The 18,082-nt window shown below is 63.6% G+C and carries 13 protein-coding genes; 5 read left to right on the plus strand and 8 right to left on the minus strand.

From position 1 onward, the window contains the following. Window positions 1-9: 9 nt before the first annotated feature. The 7 genes from istB to AOA12_RS11785 form a co-directional block, all read right to left on the minus strand. Entirely contained in the window at window positions 10-810 is an 801-nt protein-coding gene (istB, locus tag AOA12_RS11755; protein WP_054682946.1) for an IS21-like element helper ATPase IstB, read from the minus strand. After that, window positions 807-2,501 (minus strand): IS21 family transposase, encoded by a 1,695-nt coding sequence (gene istA, locus AOA12_RS11760; protein ID WP_054686999.1) that lies wholly within the window; start codon window positions 2,499-2,501, stop codon window positions 807-809. The genes istB and istA overlap by 4 nt, the downstream gene beginning before the upstream one ends. Before the next feature lie 150 nt (window positions 2,502-2,651). Next, window positions 2,652-3,953 carry an ISL3 family transposase gene (locus AOA12_RS11765; protein ID WP_054678531.1) on the minus strand — a complete coding sequence of 434 codons (1,302 nt, stop codon included), beginning with the start codon at window positions 3,951-3,953 and terminating at the stop codon, window positions 2,652-2,654. A gap of 604 nt (window positions 3,954-4,557) precedes the next feature. Further along, the gene (locus AOA12_RS11770) at window positions 4,558-6,336 is read right to left on the minus strand and encodes a DUF262 domain-containing protein (protein WP_054682948.1); all 1,779 of its coding nucleotides are present in this window, start codon (window positions 6,334-6,336) and stop codon (window positions 4,558-4,560) included. A 30-nt stretch (window positions 6,337-6,366) separates the two neighbouring features. Continuing rightward, on the minus strand, window positions 6,367-8,805 hold the full coding sequence (locus AOA12_RS11775; protein ID WP_231637071.1) for a DEAD/DEAH box helicase family protein: 2,439 nt from the start codon (window positions 8,803-8,805) through the stop codon (window positions 6,367-6,369). Between the two features lie 124 nt (window positions 8,806-8,929). Further along, a complete protein-coding gene (locus AOA12_RS11780) occupies window positions 8,930-10,603 on the minus strand; it encodes an Eco57I restriction-modification methylase domain-containing protein (RefSeq protein WP_054682954.1) in 1,674 nt (557 codons plus the stop codon). After that, the gene (locus tag AOA12_RS11785; protein ID WP_197280911.1) at window positions 10,600-10,980 is read right to left on the minus strand and encodes a hypothetical protein; all 381 of its coding nucleotides are present in this window, start codon (window positions 10,978-10,980) and stop codon (window positions 10,600-10,602) included. Before AOA12_RS11785 ends, AOA12_RS11780 begins: the two co-directional genes overlap by 4 nt. Before the next feature lie 45 nt (window positions 10,981-11,025). Here AOA12_RS11785 and AOA12_RS11790 point away from each other — a divergent pair, with 45 nt between their 5' ends. From AOA12_RS11790 to AOA12_RS11805, 4 genes are read left to right on the plus strand one after another with little or no spacing between them, the layout of a single operon-like run. After that, window positions 11,026-12,567 carry a tyrosine-type recombinase/integrase gene (locus AOA12_RS11790; protein WP_156366485.1) on the plus strand — a complete coding sequence of 514 codons (1,542 nt, stop codon included), beginning with the start codon at window positions 11,026-11,028 and terminating at the stop codon, window positions 12,565-12,567. Further along, complete coding sequence (locus AOA12_RS11795) at window positions 12,564-14,372, plus strand: hypothetical protein (protein ID WP_054682959.1); 1,809 nt, start codon at window positions 12,564-12,566, stop codon at window positions 14,370-14,372. The genes AOA12_RS11790 and AOA12_RS11795 overlap by 4 nt, the downstream gene beginning before the upstream one ends. Then, the gene (locus tag AOA12_RS11800; protein ID WP_054682961.1) at window positions 14,369-16,477 is read left to right on the plus strand and encodes a hypothetical protein; all 2,109 of its coding nucleotides are present in this window, start codon (window positions 14,369-14,371) and stop codon (window positions 16,475-16,477) included. The genes AOA12_RS11795 and AOA12_RS11800 overlap by 4 nt, the downstream gene beginning before the upstream one ends. After that, the gene (locus tag AOA12_RS11805) at window positions 16,470-16,886 is read left to right on the plus strand and encodes a hypothetical protein (protein WP_054682963.1); all 417 of its coding nucleotides are present in this window, start codon (window positions 16,470-16,472) and stop codon (window positions 16,884-16,886) included. Before AOA12_RS11800 ends, AOA12_RS11805 begins: the two co-directional genes overlap by 8 nt. 8 nt (window positions 16,887-16,894) lie before the next feature. Here AOA12_RS11805 and AOA12_RS11810 read toward each other — a convergent pair whose 3' ends face one another. After that, on the minus strand, window positions 16,895-17,536 hold the full coding sequence (locus tag AOA12_RS11810; RefSeq protein ID WP_054682966.1) for an NYN domain-containing protein: 642 nt from the start codon (window positions 17,534-17,536) through the stop codon (window positions 16,895-16,897). A 210-nt stretch (window positions 17,537-17,746) separates the two neighbouring features. On the opposite strand from AOA12_RS11810, the gene AOA12_RS11815 reads away from it, so the two are divergent. Continuing rightward, the gene (locus tag AOA12_RS11815) at window positions 17,747-18,028 is read left to right on the plus strand and encodes a helix-turn-helix domain-containing protein (RefSeq protein ID WP_054682968.1); all 282 of its coding nucleotides are present in this window, start codon (window positions 17,747-17,749) and stop codon (window positions 18,026-18,028) included. Window positions 18,029-18,082: the final 54 nt, after the last annotated feature.

Consider the following 18,082-nt stretch of genomic DNA (forward strand, 5'->3'; position numbering starts at 1 on the left):
TTCGGATCGCTACTGCCGCTGACGGGTGTGGTTGAGGCGGTACGAGGTGGTGCCGGTTTCGATGATGGTGCCGTTGAACGTGAGCCGGTCGACGATTGCCGCACACAGGCGCGGGTCAGTGAAGGTCTTCGTCCACCCGCTGAACGACTCGTTGGATGCGATCGCGACGGAGTTCTTCTCTTCCCGCTCTGTGAGGACCTGGAACAGGAGTTCGGCGCCGCGTCGGTCGAGTTCCATGTAGCCGAGCTCGTCGATCAGGAGCAGGTCAACGCGTCCGTACCGGTTGATGGTGCGGGTGAGTTGTTTCTCGTCGGCGGCTTCAACGAGCTCGTTCACGAGCTTCGTCGCCAGGGTGTACCGGACGCGGAAGCCCTTCTCTGCAGCGGCGGTGCCGAGGCCGATGAGGAGATGCGACTTCCCGGTGCCGGAGTCCCCGATCAGACACAGCGGATCGCCGCGGCGGATCCAGTCCCCGTTCGCGAGCGTATGGATCGTTGCAGGGTTGACGTTCGGATTCGCGTCGAAATCGAAGTCCCCGAGCCACTTGTTCCTCGGGAACCCGGCTGCCGACACGCGGCGGACAACGGACCGGCGGTCCCGGTCGTCGCACTCGGCGAGGAGGAGCTCGGCAAGGAACCCTTGGTAGGTCAGCTGCTCACGTTCCGCGGCCGTGATCGCTTCGTGCATCACCGCCCGCATGGTGGGTAAACGGAGCCTGCGGCAGGCTTGGTCAACTGCGGCCGCGGCGGCTTCTTCGGTCAGCCCGCGCTGCCGACGCAGGGTCGTGGTGACATTCGTGGGGTTGCTCATGATCCGGCGATTCCTTCTCTCTCATCGGTGACCGGCGGTTCTGGTTCGGAACGTCGGTTAAGGAGTTCGTCGTAGTGCGCGACGGATGGCAGTGGCCGCCGGTCGGCTGGGAGTCCGGCGATCACCGCGGCCGGATCCATGAGGCGACGCTGGGTCAGGCTGACAACTCGCTGCACGTCACGTCGTGGTTGTTCAACGCGATGACGGTCTGACTCGGGCCCGGCGGCGTGCAGTCGGGCTTCGACCGCGACGACGTCGGCGGACACCGCCCCGACCGTGAGGGCGGCACGGATCCCCGCGATCACGTCGACGGTTCGCATGGTCCTGTGGAGCAGGAGCACATCGATCAGAGCCCTTGTGCCGGCGCTGTCGCCATCGACCTTCCGCGCTTGCTGCCAGAACGCGTCATGCGCTGTCGTGAACACGCCGGCTTCGCGTGCACGGGCCAGCGCGGTGGACCCGGGCAACGCGCCGGGCTTGCGCCTGAGGACCTCGAGGTAGTGGTCAAGGTTGATCGACTCCCCGCCGCGGGCCACGACCCGCTCGTGCCGAGCGACCTCGGCGTGGCCGTCGAACACCACGAGTTCAGACGCCCGCAACGAGACCCGCACCTTCCGCCCGATCAGACGGGCGGGCACGGAGTACCTCGCCATCCGCACGGTGATCAGGCTCGAGCGGTCTACCCGCGGGTAGAGCACCAGGCCAGGATCGAACCGCTCGCCTGGCAATGGCGTAAGGCGGGCTTGTTCGTCGATGAAGTCTTGCCCGACAGTGCGGATCCGGGTGTTGATGCGTCGCTCGTTGTCGCGGGCGTCCCACCGGCGGATCTGCTCGTTCAACTCGGCGAGCGAGTCGATGACCGGCATCGGCGACAGCCAGGTGCGGCGAAACCGACCAACTTCGCCTTCGACGCCACCCTTCTCGTGGGCGCCGTCGATTCCGGGCTGGCAATAGAACGAGTCGAACCCGTAGTGCGAGCGGAACAGTACCCATCGGTCGTTCTCTACTCGGCTACGGCCCTTCCCATACAGCACCGTCTGTACCGCGGCAGTGAGATTGTCGTACCGGATGTGCCGGGTCGGGATCCCACCTATCTCGTCGAACGCGTCGATATGTCCTTCCAGGAACGCTTCCTGCGATTGCGTCGAGTACACCCGGTGCACCGCCTTCCCCGAGTGCGAGAGCCGGAACGTGAACATGTGGCACTTCGTTTTCACCCCGCCAAGGATCACCCAGACCTCGCCGAAATCGACTTCGGCTTCCTCACCAGGTGCGTGTTCCTGTGGGACGAACACCTCGACGCGGCGCCCGGCTGCGGCATCGATCTGGGCACGACGTACGCGCACGTAGTCGCGGACCGTCGAGTACGACAGTCCCGCCGCTTCGTGCTCGTCGACCAGCCGCGCGAGAACCCTTGTCGCCGTGTGCCGCTGCTTACGAGGCGCGTCCAGATCCTGAGTGAGCATCGCGTCGATCACCGCCTTGTACGGCCCCAGCCGTGGAGACATCCGTGACGGTATCTTCCGCGGCGGCGGAATTGGCGACGCCAAGGCCTGCCGCACCGTGCGACGGTGGACCCCGAACCTGTCTGCCAACGCGCGCACCGATAGCCCGTCGACGCGCGAGGCGCGGCGGATATCCGCGAACAATTCCACTTTCGACCCCTGCCGGGCCCGCTCATCCTGAAGCAACACGAAACACACGCTCAGGTGGGGCCAGATCAAACCGTCAGAACCGCCCCGGCAAGTCAGAAAGTGGGGCCACTCCTAGCCGTCACTCCGGGGCCAAAACAGACTGACAGAGCCAGACGTCCAAGGGAGGACCATACCGGCTCTTCGGAATTAGGGGTGTAGTTGGGGTCTGAATCCTCCGGCTTCGAGCAGGCTTCTTGCGATGTAGTTCGTGAGGTTCCGGAAGCCGAGCGCGGAGCCGCGGAGGTGTTCAAGTCGTCCGTTGATCGCCTCCGTTGGGCCGTTCGAGGTGCCGGGCCGATCGAAGAACGCGAGCACGTCGGCGGCGCGCTGCTTGAGGGTGCGGCCGAGCTTGCGGATCTCGACGAGCGCGGCAGGAACCCCGGTGCTGACCGCGTCGATCAGGGTCTGCATCATCTGCTTGCCATTCTTCTTGTCGGGTTCGCGATACGCGGCGATCATGCGCTGGTAGATGCCCCAGGTCGCTTCGACCTCGACGTGCTCCTCGGTCGCGAACAGCGCCTCCAGCCGAGCGCGTTGCCGGTCGGTGAGTAGCTTGTCGCCGGTGTGCAGGGTGCGGCGCGCCTGATAGAGCGGGTCGCCCTTCATCCCGCGGTGTCCGTGTAGATCCTGCTGAACGCGGCGGCGACACACATCGAGCGCATCGCCGGCGAGACGGACCACATGGAACGGATCCATCACCGGGACCGCGTCGGGCAGCTCTTCGGCGGCGGCCGTCTTGAAGCCGCTGAACCCGTCCATCGCGACCACCTCGATCCGCTTGGACCACTCCTTGGGCCGTGCCGCGAGCCACTGCTTGAACACGGCCTTCGAACGGCCCTCGACCATGTCCAGCAGCTGGGCCGGGCCTGTCTTCTCGCGGGCGGGCGTGAGGTCGATGATCACGGTCACGTACTTGTCGCCGTACCGGGTGTGACGCCAGACATGCTCATCGACGCCCAGGGTCGTGACCCCGTCGAACCGGCCGGGAGCGTCGATCAGACGACGCCGACCCTCGGCGAGAATCGCACTGTTCGCGGTATGCCAGGACACCCCCAGACCGGCCGCGGCGCGGGTCACCGTGAGATGGTCGACCACGATCGCCGTCAGCGCCCACCCGAGCCCGCCACGCGAGATCTTCGCCCGCGGCGCGGCGGCCTTCGTGGTGTCCTGCCGCCACGTCTTCCCGCAGTGCGCGCACCGGTAGCGGCGCACCCGGACCAGCAGTGTCGTGGGCCGGTGCCCGAACGGCTCATGCGCGAGCCGACGCACCACGGTGTCTCTCGGGACGCCTTCCGCGCCGCACTTCCGGCACCAGGGATCGTTCTCGACGACGCGGCACTCGATCACCGCCCGATCCGCCTCGAGATGTTGACCTACAGCCTCGAGGCCGAGCTCGTCGAGACGGCAGAACGTGGTCAGGCAGGGCGCGGCGAAGGTAGTTTGGAGCACGTCGAGGTCTTTCGGATGGGCAGTGTAGGAACTTCCATCCTGGAAGACCTCGACGCCTATCCGGCAATCGACCCGCGAACCTCGACTACACCCTCAACTGCGAAGAGCCACCATAGCTTACGGACGACCTGCTCCGGGGTGTGACGCTTCCTGCTGTTCGTCATGATCTGACCAGTCTCCCTGCCCGCGACCGCGGACAACAGGACGACTCTCATAACGACTGGACCTACGAAACGGGGTCAGCCCACACCAGATCATCGACTTCGCGCTCCACGGACCGGCTGGCTCACCGACCAGGAGAGCCGAATCGGAGACCCTGTGGTCCCTGATAGACGGACTCTTCAACGCTGGGGACGCTACGCCGACGCCATCACCCGCTGGGAACACATCACCGGACGCCCCGCGCCAGCGCCAGCCCTCCTGAACGACGCCGACGGCCCCCGCCCAGCACCAGCATTCGTCGAATGGCTCATGGGCTTACCGAACGGATGGGTTACGGACAGCGATGACCTGACGCAGAACCAGCAGATCACCGCGCTGGGCAACGGAGTGCTACCTCTCCGGGCCGTGTCCGCACTGTCGCTGCTCGCCGCGTGAACGTGGGTTACTGCAGAGCCGCGTCCTCCGGTGCGCCCGGTGCTGTTCCCAGAGCGGCGAGTAGGCGGGTCCGGATTCGCTGCTTGCGCTGCTCGAAGAACGACGTGAAGTCGGCCAGGTCGAGAGGAAGGCCGTCGAGGTCGTTCTCGGCGAGGTAGGTGGCTCGCTTGTCCTCGCTCGGGAAGGCAGTCTCAATCCACTCCGCGGGCAGGCTGTCCTGCTTCTCGATGTTGGCGGTGCCAGCGAGCAACTGGAGGTTCGGCAGGAGATTCACGGCCGCCAGGTAGTCGTCGATGCTGTCGAGCGGGACTCCGGCGTCGAGGAGCTTCTTCTTGGTGAACCGGGACTTGGGGAAGATGTGGTCTTCGTGGAACTTCTTGCTCAGGTCCAGCCCCGGATACAGAACCGAGAGGACGGAGAACGTCCGCTGGCCGGCGTACTTGAGGTTGAGCAGTTCGTCGATCTCGGCGTTGTCGAACGTGAGGCTCTTGCCGACGGCCGCCATTGCCTCCTCGACCGCAGCGACCGGGAAGCCATTCGTCGAGTTAGTGCGGAGGACATCGCGGATGCGGGTGAGGAGCGTGTCGAGTCCCGACCCCCAGATGCCGCGCTTGACCAGCGAGCGGGTCACCCACCGTTGAAGGGCGAGCCTGTCGGCCGCGTCCGCGGTGGAGTCGAGGTAGGAGTCACCTGCGCCCCGGAGGTGCAGGTAGTGCGCGACCGGGACGATCACGCTGTTCGCGGTGAGGTTACGTTCGTTGTACCCGAACTGCTGAAGCAAAGTCGCAGCACGCAGCAAGGCTCCCTTGATCTGCGGCCACGCGGCCTCCACCTTGGCCATGTTCCCCTGGGTGAAGTTGGTGACCTTGAACCGCACATCCACGTCCGCGATCGTCAACGCGGTCTTCAGCACCACATCCTTGGAGAACGAGAACTGTCGCCCGGCGTTGCTGTTGATCTCGGAGACCAGCGAGCGGACCTCCTCGCGCGCGTCCAGCTCTTGCCACTGGTTCGTCGCCATCGACAGCAGCAGGTCGGAGTACGAGAGCGTGGTGCCGCCGCTGTTGACGCGGACGAAGATTTCGAGCACCTTGTCGGCGTCCTGATCGGTGACCAGGAAGTAGTTCATCGGCTTCAGAACCCGCACCGCCTCGTACAGGTCGTAGAGCCGCTGGAACGCGTCAGCCGATCCAGCGATGCCGCGTTGCTCCAGCTCGCGCATGATCGCGGGGCCAGCGTTGGCGAGATCGAGGACTGCGCCGACCCGGAACCACTTGTCGGCCTCGCCGTCCGCCGGGGAGGCCTCCCGGTCGGTGAGGAACCGCAGGTCGTACTTCGTGCCGAGCTCCTCGTCGTCGGGCTCGTCGACGAGGTTGAGGTAGAGGCGCTTGACGGGGAACGCGTCCGCGCTGTTCCACCACGCGTACTTCTTCTTCTCCGCGAAGCTGCCGTACAGCGCGATGTTCAACGAGGTGAGCCGCTGCTGTCCATCGAGCACCGCCGTCGTGCCACTCCCGGAGGGAACCGTTGCCTTGTCGGCGTAGGGGTTGTCGCGCTCGTGGTAGTTGGTCAGGAACTCGTAGAACGTGTACGACTGCACAGTTTCAGGCTTGACGTCCCAGAGCAGGAACGACCCGACGGGGTACCCACGCATGAGGCTATCGACGAGCTTGGTGATCTGATCGGCACCCCACACGAACTCTCGCTGGATCGCCGGCATCAGGTACTCGCGCTTGTGGATAGCGGTCAGCATCTCCTCGATGCTGCGCGGGGTCTGGAACGACATGCGGATTCTCTCGGTCGGGCTGGCAGATGGTCAGGCGATGGCGTCGTCATCGACGGCCACGACAGTGTCGTAGAGGCCGTAGTGCCGCAGCCCCTTGTGGGACTCGATGCCGGTGTAGGACAGGGACGAGTCCTCGTAGCGCCGGAAGGCGAAGACGGCCTGGTTCATGTGGGTGGCGTTGAAGACGCCGAGGTTCACGAGCAGATGGAAGTCCTCAACGGTCAGTCCAGTGACGGTGCGGAACAGGCCCGGTTCGAGCTTGGTGATGACGTCCTGGAGGGTGTTCTCGCGGAAGTCGGTTAGATACATGAACGCCGGGATGCGGGTGGCGAACTTGACCAGCTTCTCTTGAATCTGCTTCCGCTTGGATTTGTACTCCTTCTCTTCCGCCGTGAGTTCCTTCTTCTCCGCCGGAGTGATCTCTTCGCCCTTCTCCTTCTTCGCCTTCTTCACGGCGTCGCTCTTGTTCACGACGGTCTCGAAGATGTCGTTGCCGAGCGCGCGGAAGCCTTCGATGTTCATGACGGCGTTGAGGGCGTCAGGGTTGTTCATGATCTTGCGCAGGGTGTCGTTGTCGACGTTGACGAGTATCGCGGACTCCCACTTGCGGGCCAGGAGGGTCGCGGACGTGCCCGACATGGCGATGTCGAGGATGCCGCCAGCATCGACCTGGGTCATGTTCGACCCGTCGTAGGCCAACACGGGCAGGAACTTCACGAGCTCCTCGACGGCCTGCTCCGGGTTCGGCGTCTCCGGCGAGAGACCAGCCCCGTAGTCGGCGATCTGACGCAGCGCCCGGGTGGGCGCGAAGTCGAACACGAAGCACACCGGCTTGAGGACAGCTTCGGCGCTCGGATTGTCCCCGTCGGGGTTCTTGATCGACCATGGGGACTGCACACGGAACGCGGCCTGGAAGTAGGTCTCGGGCGAGTTGAGGTTTCGCAGCATCAGGATCGAGGACCACTGCTTGACGGTGACGCCCGTGGTGAGCTTGCCGCAGGACAGGGTGATCGTCTTCGTGTCGTGGCCGTCGCCGATCGCCGCTCGCACCGGTGGGAGGGCATCCAGGCCAATGCCCGCGCCAGTGCCTGCGACGACGAGGACCTTATAGTCGTGCCAGAACACGTTCTGCTTCTCCGCGAGCAGGTTGGCCATCGCCTGGCAGGCAGCCACATTGGGTAGGAACCAGAACGAGTGCTGCAGGTAGGGCAGGAGCCGGACATCGGAGTACGGGAACGGCGGGCGGGTGCCCATTCGCATGGCGTCGACCTGCGTGGGCAGGTGAGCTCCACGGATGAGGTCGAGCCACTTCTGAACGTCGGTCTTGTGCGTAAACTCGGCGTCCGCGCCGATGCCCTTTGCCTCGAAGAACTCGTTGAGGTCGAACTCGTCGAACTCGCCCTGGTTCGCGACGGCGATGAGCTCGTCGGGCATCTGGTAGGTGAACAGGCGCATCTCCGGGAGTGCCCCGTACGGGTTCCAGTCGTTCGGGTGCGCGACCGCGTACTCAGCCTTGGCCCGCTGCTCGTCGGTATAGGTCCAGTTGAAGATTTGCTCCTCGATGAACTCACCAGTCGCCAGCGCCTTGAACGGCGTGCCCGACAGGTACAGGTAGGCGCGGGTGGTGATCGGCAGGAAGTCGTCCTCGTCGTTGCCGAGCTCGTCAAGCTCTTCATCGAAGGCGACTAGGCCGTCGTTGTACTCGGCGGCCAACTCCTTCTGCTTGACCTTCTCGTCCTCGCCCTCGAACAGCTCCTTGGCGGATTCACGCCAGGCACCGAAGTGGTACTCGTCGAAGATGACGAGGTCCCAGTTGGTGGTGTGGACCCATTCGTTCTTTGCCTTGATGAGACCGGTCTTCCGGTCGCGCCCGAGCAGGTCCTGGAACGATCCGAAGTAGACCAGCGGCCGAGTCTTGTCGGCGTCGTCCGGGCTACCCCCAGTCGCTGAGGAGAGGTACTGCCAGCCGTCGAAGTCGGCGTGAGATTCCAGGTCGGTCTGCCAGGCGTCCTCCACCGCAGGTTTGAAGGTGACCACGAGGATGCGCTTGGCGCCGAGCCGCTTAGCGAGTTGGTAGGAGGCGAAGGTCTTTCCGAAGCGCATCTTGGCGTTCCACAGGAAGCGTGGCACCGCGTGGTAATTCTCGGCCCAAATCGACTCGAAGTAGCCCTGCGCCTTCTCGACGGCGCTGACCTGCTCCGGGCGCATTGGGAAAGTCTCATGATGGGTGCCGCTAAGTTTCACGCCCGTGCGAAGCTCAGTGATCGCCGTGCGCACATCGTCCGGGGTGCAGCGCATCCACTCTCGCGCTGAGCCGAAGATCGGGTTCTCGAAGCCCTTGTCGACCAACCGTTGACGCACATCTGAGTCGCGGAAGATCGACCCATCGCCGCGTTCGGCTAGCTCATCCACGTGGAGCGTGTAGGCCTGCTGCATCTGGCCCTGCGACTCGCGGATGCGGGCGTTCACGTCCGTCTTGGTCGTCTGTCCCACCTTCAGCAGTCCCGTATATCCCGCGGGTGGATCATTCGGCGACCACGCGTATATGCGTAGACGCGCCTTCGGCCTCTCCGGGAGAAGCTCGTCGAGACTTCTACTCATCGATTCCCAACTCCATCGGACGGACTACTTTCTCGACGAACGCGATCTCCTCATCGGTCAAACGGTACTTCGCATACAAGTCAGAGTCGGTCCACTGCTTGGTCCATTCTTGAACAGGCACGAAGCCGTAGACCCTGCTCGTAACATGCTGGGAGGCCTTTCGGAGCTGAATCAACAAGCGCGTCAACCGGCAGGACAGGTACGAGAGCGCACTCTCTGCTTCCTCCTTCGAATTGAAGGGGCCGATGGCCAGGTATGTCTCCGTGGAGATACTCCCGGGTTCGCCGAGGAATGGCGTGCTGATGACGCGGTGGGGATACGAGTCCTTGTTGCCGGTACCCGGAGCCGCGTAACTGACGAAGATCTTCCACTTGTCGATCAACGCTTTGCCAGAAGCCACTTCGCTCCTCGCTATATAGCCGATGCCACCGTTCTGGTAGACCTTCACATCCTCGGGGCCGGCGACGGACTTCGCTTTGAAGAAGGTCCGCAACCCGAACGCACGGGCCGAACTTACAAGTTCGCTGAAGCTCTTCTCGGCCGGGAGGGAAACGCTCGGCTGCCCTGCGAGCTCGACCTTCATGATCTTCTTCAGGATGGAAACACCCTCATTGAAGCGTATGAAGACATCGGCGCCTTCTTCGAGTAGCGGCCGGGTGTCGGTCGAGTCATCCCATCCTTTGAAGTGGGTCGTGACCACGCACTCTCCAGGATGGTCGCGATCCCAGAGGAAGTAGTTCACGCCGCCCTTGAGGCCAACGCCCGGAAAGACATCGGCCGCACTGAGGAAGTCGTCTATCGAGCGAAGTCGTCCGTCTTTGAGCATCGACTCGCGGAAATCCTCCAATCCCTTGCCACCGGCAAACCATCTGGAGCGAATGACCATCGTGAGGAAGCGGGGATCAAGCTTCTTGGCTTGCTCCACGAACAGTTGATAGATCGGCGCAGCACTGGTTCCGTGTCCGCCGTCGCTGAGCTGGTAGGGCGGGTTGCCGATGATGACGTCGAACTGCATGTTGTCTCCGAACAGCTCGGCGATCCGAGCTTCGATGTCGTCAGTATGGATGAAGGCGTAGGCGTGAGTCTCAAGGTCGTCGCCACGTGCGTAGTCGTCCTCGGCTGCCCCGCAGTAGACGCACTTGCGACTGGTGTAGAACGCGACCTCTTCGCTCGTCAGAGGATCGGCTCGAAACTCGCGTTTGCCGCCGCCCCATGTGTGCTCGGTGCGCCCGAACCAGATGTTGCCGTCCTCAGTCGTGAATGACTTGGCGATCGAGTGCGGGCCGTTGGCTAGTTTCGAGCAGTAGACGCTGCGGCGTGCCAGCAGTGCGGTGAGTTGAGTGATCCCGATGCCGAACACCTGGCGGGTGAGGATGTGATCGACGCGTTCGGCCAAGTCGGGGATCACCAAGATCAACCCGTCGGTGAGTCGACGGACGATCTCGCGGAGGAACACACCGGACTTTGTGAACGGATCGAGGAACGTGATGTCAGGATTGGCCCAGATGTTCGCACGGTCGTTGGCGTCTGCCCAGGCGGCGGCAAGCGTGTCGAGCATCTGGCTTGCGAACTCCGGCGGAGTGAAGACCTCATCGTTGGAGAGATTCGCGATGCAGGTCAAGACATCCGGGTTGTGCCCTCTGAGGGTAAAGGGTGCAAGGGTCACGCGGCGGCCTCGGCGATCTGATTGACGGTCATGGTCGGGTAGGTCTGCGCGGGAACGAACAGGTCGTCGTCGTCCAGTTCGCCGAACAGTGTGCCCTCGTACGAGGCTCGCTGGGTGAGATCGTCGTAGCGGAAGTCGCGCCTCTGGAACTTCCCTTTGCCGAGGTAGCCCCACTCAGGGAAGGTGATCGGCTGGCCACTCACCAAGGTCATGGTCAAGGCATCCCCCTGGACGATGTTCACGGCTAGGACCGCGCGCGCCGCTTGCGCCCACTGGTCATCGCTGCTGATGCCCAGAAACGTGTTGAACACCTCGGCTAGATTGTCGCGGCACTCTTCGGCGTTGTCTGCGAGGAGTTCGATGCCGTACGTGCACATCAGCGCAAACAGGGCGTAGTGGCGCTTCTCAAACTCGCTCTTGCCGTGACGGAGCTGGACAGTGACGAGCTTGCGGGCCAGGACCGGGACAAGGAAGTTTCCCGAGCCACAAGCGGTTATGTGTACGTTCGGTCAGTGTCTCAACCACTCACCCGATCGCACCCCTGGAGCACGATGCACCTGCGTTTCGTAGACCACCGCCTCACCGCCACAGCCGACCTCGACGAGCGCATAGGCGACCTCTACTCGCGCGGCCGCCCACTACCCGAGGGGATGCCGATCCTTCTCGACGATGGTTGGCGCCCGGTTGAGCCGTGGCTGACGTACTTCCGAATCGTCGCAGCGTCGGCAGACCGAGCAACACTTCGCGCCTACGCATACGACGCACGGCGGTTCGCCGCTTTCCTCGACGCACGGCGAACGGACGTGATCCATGCAACGAGTGACGACATCGTCGCATATCGCGAATGGCGGCTGAACGGCTCCGAGCGACCGGTTGCGCATACGACGTGGCAGCGCGACGTCGTCGTCATTCGTGGGATCTACCAGCTGCTCACGCAAACCGGGCAGATCCAGCGTGAGCCGTGGATCACCATCGGGAAGTCGTCGCCACTCCGAACGCGTTGGACGAGTGAGCCGGACATACGACCGCTGACGCAATCGCAGTGGCGGACGTTCCGTGAGGTCGGGCTCGGCGGACGAACTGCGAGCGGCGACCTGGACGAAAGCTGGCGCGGTAGCACCAGCTTGCGCTCACAAGCGGGCGCCCAACTTGCGGTGACAACTGGGATGCGCCTCGGAGAGTTCTCAACTTTGCTCGATGTCGAAATTCCGTCGTCAATCGACAGCGGAGGCTCCCTCTTGCTCGAGGCATGCGCGAAGTATCAGAAGCGCCGCCGTGTCCATATTCCCCTCACGACCCTCCGTGCCGTCGACCTGTACCGCCAGACAGAGCGCCGCGCCGTCGTCCGCGCGTCGGCTGCCTCACTCTGGCGTCGTCGCGCGGAACTCTTCATCGTTGATGAGATAGACATGTCGGCAGGCGTCGTGCGGGGACGAGTGGATGGCCGACGGTCGAGATGGCGGCTGCACCAGCTCCCTCCGCGCCTGCGACGAATTGCCGTCACGGAGCGGAACGAGGGACTGGAAGCGCTGGGCCTGTTCGTCGGCCGAGGCGGTTTGCCGATCAGTAGGCGGCAATGGCATGCCACGTTCGAGGCAGCGAGCCGTCGCACGCTGGATCTCGCACAGGCAGAGATGGGCGGTCGGCGTGTCCGGATCACCCCGCACGATTTGCGCCACACATTCGCTGTCGTTCTCTTGAAGTCTCTGACCGAGGTCGCCCTCGCCCGCGAGGCTGAGCGACGAGCCGGCAACGTCGGACCGTCCACGCTCTCCGAGCACATCAGTATCAACCCGCGACTCACTGTCCAGCGGCTGCTCGGGCACTCGAATCCTGCGACGACGATGGTCTACCTGCGGTATGTGGAGGACACTGATGCGCTCATTCAGGACGTGTTCGAGAGCTGGAGCGACGAGGCCATGACGTTCGCAGACGCGGTCCTCGCTGATCGGAACGCCGCGTGAGCAACGTCGACCTCGCCCCGCGTCGGATGTCGTTCGTTCTGCCGACCACGAAGCTCGACGGAACGGTTGCCCCGCTCGACTTCGCGCACCCGATACTTGCCGCGGAGCTCTCCGATGCTTTGATCGAAATGCGTCGAACGATTGGTCAGTCCGATGGCACCGCGTATCAATACCGGCGGGCTCTCATGAGTCTTCTGCGCGGCATGCCTGATGTGTGTCCGCGCACTGCGAGTTTGGCGTCGCCAGGTCTCGCCATCACCGACGCGTTCCACTTATGGGAGTCTGCGTTGGCTGGCAGTTACGCGCCCGAGAGCGCGATCCCGAACAGGTACGGCAGGCAGATCCGCGCTCTCGTCCGCGTCCACGCAGCCAACGGTCATGAGGTTAGCGAGGCCACGCTTCGTTGGGCCCAGGCGCGCGTTTTACACCAGGGCGGAGACTCCACGCCGCTGGATGAGTTCTCGAACGCGGAGCGCCTCGCCATACGTGACGCCTGCCGTGCCCGAATCCGCGACCTGGAGACGCGTCTTGCGGTCGGACGTCGGATCCTTTTCACCGGCGAGGACCCCCGAGTCGCAGGATGGAACCGTGGCGCCGATGTGCTCTGGGGCGTCCGCCATCTCGGCCGACTTCCGGGTACATCGATAGAGGCTGATCTCGTCCGTGCGTGCGGTGCTGGCGTGCTCAGCGACTTCCACGCGGACTTCGCAGGTGAGAAGTCCATGACCCACTCTGATGCTGGTCCGATCACGCGCCACCTGCTGACGCACCTCTATCCGACTAGTGAGGACCTCGTTGCGTTCCGCACGTTGCTGCAGTTAGAAAGCGGTGCGGCGCCGGAAGAGTGGTCGGGCGTGCGGCTCTCGGATATCGAGCGCACAACCGATTCCCTCGGCGTGAGACTCCGCAAGGCACGGGCGCACCGGACTCGAACCGTGCGCTGCACCATCACCGAGTCGGGCAACGGATGGCGAGCTGGGGATCTCATCCTTCGACTGATCGCCGTGACCGAAGCAGCTCGGGAGGAAGCGAATGAGGTGGGAGCCCCGGACGCAGACTCCTTGTTCCTGACTGTGCACCGAACCACGTCCAGACATCTCGTCGCGCGCCAGGAGTCATTCTCTCGTCGTCCGTTCACGTCGCTCTTGACGTCGATCTCTCCTGAGATATCCAGGCCATACGACTCCCGTCGGCTGCGCAAGACAGTGAAGAGTGTTCGGGCAGCAGTGCTCCGCAGCGCAGACGCCGCGGCGGGAAACGACCACAGCATCGCCGTTTACCAACGCCACTACGCGCAGTCGACGACGGTGCACGTTCTGGCAGGCATCGCCGTCAACGCGGCGCAGCACCAGGTCTTCGATCGAGCACGAGGGCCACTCTTCGTCCATGCGGCAGCCAGCACAGTCGACGATGCTGCGGGCGACCTCGCTGCTGCCGCCGCAGCCGAGCTGGCCTCGAGCACCACCGAGCACGGAATCAATGTGACTCAGTGCACGTCACCGTACGAATCACCCTTCACGCCAGCGGGCCGGCTCTGCGAGCACCGGCCGTCCATGTGCTTTGCGTGCCCGAATGCCATCGTGTTCGCCGACCACCTCCCGCGAGTCCTCGCGTACCGAGAGATACTCCGCAATCACGAGAACGAGATGCCTCCAGCCCAGTTCGCGGCGGTACACGGCCAACAGCTGGTCAACGTCGAGCGCATTCTCCACGAGTTCTCCACGACGGAGCTCGAGAATGCGCGGGCTGCGCACGAGACCGCCGCGGTCCATGTGCCACTCAGCCAGAGAGGAATCCACTTATGACCGTCGACCGCGGGCACTCCGCCGAACGGTTGTCGCCTTCAGCGAGCGAGTACTGGGCAGGCGATACGGCGGTCGTCTCTGATCGCAAACTCGAACATGACTACCCGATCCCATTGTTCGGAAATGAGGATCGTTGGGAGCTCGGTGCGCTGGGGTGGAACCCGGCGGCCGGCCGACACTCCTCCGTTCTGCTGTTCGACTCGTTCAGCGGCGCGTGGAACCTTCGTGCTCGCGAACTCGCGATGGCACTTCTCAACCCTGTACACCCCGTGCTGCGCGATCAGATGATCTACCTGCGAGCAACGCCTGCTCACGTGAAGACGATTCGCTCGAAGCTCGAAGGCTTGAAAAGGTTCGCCGCGTGGCACGCCGAGAACCTCCCGGGCCATCCACTCCGCGATCTCGACCAGTCGCACCTCGACAGCTTCCTCACCGATGTCAAGAAGATGGGGATCCATTCGCGGACGAGGCAATCAGTCGATGCGGTCCGCGAACTCCACACATACGCGACAGTCCTCACCGGCGGCGGCGTTCTGTTTCGCCCGTGGGGTGAGATCACGACGATCGCGCTCAGCGGACGCAAGTCGAGCACCGAGCTGAGCACGCCGGTGATCCCGCCGCAGGTTTGGTGGCCGTTGCTTCGGGCGTGCTGGCAGTACATCGATGTGTTCTCGCACGACATCTTCGCGGCCGCAGCAGAGTGGTCGGCGCTCGACCGACCCAGAGGCCAGCGCACGAGAGTTCAACATCCCGAAGAGGCTCTCGCGAGGTGGATCTCGAGGCCAGGGAGTGCAGTGCCGATGCACCGCATGACGTATGGGCGATTCCGCGAGGGCGAGATTCATTGGACGCTCTTGTCCCTGCTCGTGTCAGACGGTCACAGCAAGCAGTTCTTCGCCGAACTGGACCGGCCTGACATCGTGCGCCGACGTCAGGACGTCATTGAGGCGATCGCCGCTGGCACGCTCTCGACCGTCCGCGGGGGTCTCACGACACCGGCAACAGCGGTCGAACGCTCCGATGGATCCGTCGGACCATGGATCGACGGATTCGACCCGGCGACGATTCGCGCTCAGCTGAAGCTCCTCCGCAACGCGTGCTACGTCTTCTGCGCGGCTCTCACGATGATGCGCGACTCGGAGCTGCTGAGCATCAAGAAGGGGGCGCTCACGACGTCGTACGGCGCACCTGCTGTCACATCCCAGCTCCGAAAAGGTCGACGCGGAACACAGCGACGCAACTGGTGGATCATCGAACCCGTCGCGCAGGCAATCGTCGTCGCCGAAAAACTCGCTCTCGGTGACGACGTTTTCGGCTCTGTTCGCCGTGAACACCGAGCGCAAGACGGAGCCGGTAGGTTCGATCGACATAGTGAGCTGAAACAGTTCATCTCGCAACTCAATGGTCAGGACCTCGACGCCGGTCTCGACATGATCCCCGCATTTCATCTCGCTCCGCACATGTTCCGGCGGACGATGGCCGTGATCACCGCGCAACAGCCAGACGGCGAGATTGCCCTCGGCATCCAGCTCAAGCACGCTGCTCGGCGCGCTGTCGCGAACGGCACGACCTCCGGGTACGCGAGCGAGACACCTGAATGGGCCGCGGAGTTCGAGCATGAGCTCCAAGAAGCCGTCGCGTCGCGGTTGGTCGGCGCCTGGTCTTCTCACCGTGACCACGAGATGAAGCTCGCGGGCGCGGGCGCTCAGCGGTTCCGAGACGAACTCAAGAAGATTGATGCAGTCGCGAGCAACGCGGTCAAAGTCGGCGACGAACGCACGCTGCGCACGCTCCTCCGCGATCGGTTCAGCACGCTCCGGTGGGGAACCGTCAATCACTGCCTCGGCATCCCCGACCAGGCAGCGTGCTTGAAAGGTCTGCCAGCCGACGCAATCGCCGGAGGTGCAGTCATGCCCAATCGGTGCCAGCCCACCACGTGTGGCAACTCCGTCGTCACGGAGGAGCACGCGTCGATCTGGATCGCGGAGGAACGCGACCTTGTCGCGAAGCTTCGCGACCGAAAGATGGCGGCACACAATCGCGAACAGCTCGAAGCCGAGCTCGAGGATGTTCGCCGAGTCACGAGGAAGTTCACGGATGCCTGAGATCACTGCCGGGACAGAACGCAAGCTACGCGACGCGATGGAGCGGCTGCTCAGTGGGGTGGCAGTCCGAACCGACGGCCGCATCAACAAGGAGAACCTTTATCGCGAAGCCGGCGTCAGCCGCGCCACCATGAACCGTGCGACCGCAGTCATGGACGAGTGGGCTCGGCGCGTCGACGGGACCCAGCCCCGTGATCGCGAGATCGAGTCGTTGCGAAGTTCGCTTGCTGCCCGTACCGCCGAGATCAAGAAGCTCCGTGAGCGACTGAGCGACCTCGAAGCACATCTGACGATCGCCGCCACCACCGTCGCCGAGCTGCACGTAGAGAATCAACTCCTGCGGGGCGACGACCCGACCCGTAACGTCACCCCGATGAAGCGCCCGGCGGGTTCAGTCGGCAGCCGGTGATTCCTGCTTCAGCACCATTTCGGAGGGCGCGTATAGGTGCTCGCTGCGACGCTGAAGGTCTCGGGAAGGAGTGCCTGGCGGATCTTGTCACGCCCGATCTGTGACGACGCAGGCATCAGCTGCTTGAGCTCGCTCGAGAATCGCTTGGGCGGGAAAGCAGCGCCGATGAACATGTGCGGGCGGAACTGCTTGGCCGCTCTGACTGCGGGAGCAAGATCGCTGTCGGCGCTGATGATCAGCGCCGAGTCCATAGCGCTCGAGGCAGCGTCGCCGACGAGGGCAACCGCGATGTTGACGTCGGTTTCTTTCTCCTCGTGCGCAATACGCGTAGCGCGACAGTTGAAGCACGTCACCGTCTTCGCCTGGTACCTGCCCTGCGTGACGCTGAATACGTTGGGGTGACGCGCGGCGACCGCAGCCTGATGGTAGGCCTGGCGACTCGCCGCCCCCGCATCGCCCAACACAGGCGCGGTGAAGTATTTCACCGCGACAATGTGGCTGCGCGGGCGGAGGCTCTGCGCGAGTGCGACGAAGTCTATCCAGAGCGTCGAGCGGCCGAACTTGTCGTGCATGCCGTGATAGAAGTTGAAGCCGTCGATGTAGACGATGAGGCGCTCGTGCGGTGGTCCAGGTACGGGTAAAGCTGGCAACAGACGACTCCAAATCGATACGCGAGGTGCTCACCTTCCTACCAGCGATCGTGTGTATAGTGTGGATACACCCCGCCCGGTTGTTCATCCCAACCGTGGCCCGACGCCCTCCCTCGGGAGGGCGTCTTTGTTTCCAGATTCCTCATCGATGACGAAGAAAGCCATACGGATTAGGCCTTTCCGTGGAGGCCAGATCGCGACTCTGGATGAGTGCCCTCCCATGCAGCTTCGTCCGACACATGGGATAGCTATGCCCGCGAACTCGGTCAGAATATCCAGCGGGAGCGAGCGCGCGTTGGCTACAGCCAGGACCGTGTTGCGTACGAGTCCAACCTGAGCCGTTATACGTACCAGAAGCTTGAGAAGGGCGAATCGCGGCCGGGCACTCCCGCGAACCCAACAGTCAAGACACTCTTGGCCGTGGCTCAGGTGCTCGATGTGCAGATCACCGACCTGTTGCCGGCCGCGCCTCCCGACCTCACCTTCCGCTGACCAGGTCGCCTACTTCAAATGACTGGCCGCGATCTACCAGTTGAGGCCTAGTGC

This window comes from Microbacterium sp. No. 7, from assembly GCF_001314225.1.
In the GTDB taxonomy this organism is placed as follows: domain Bacteria; phylum Actinomycetota; class Actinomycetes; order Actinomycetales; family Microbacteriaceae; genus Microbacterium.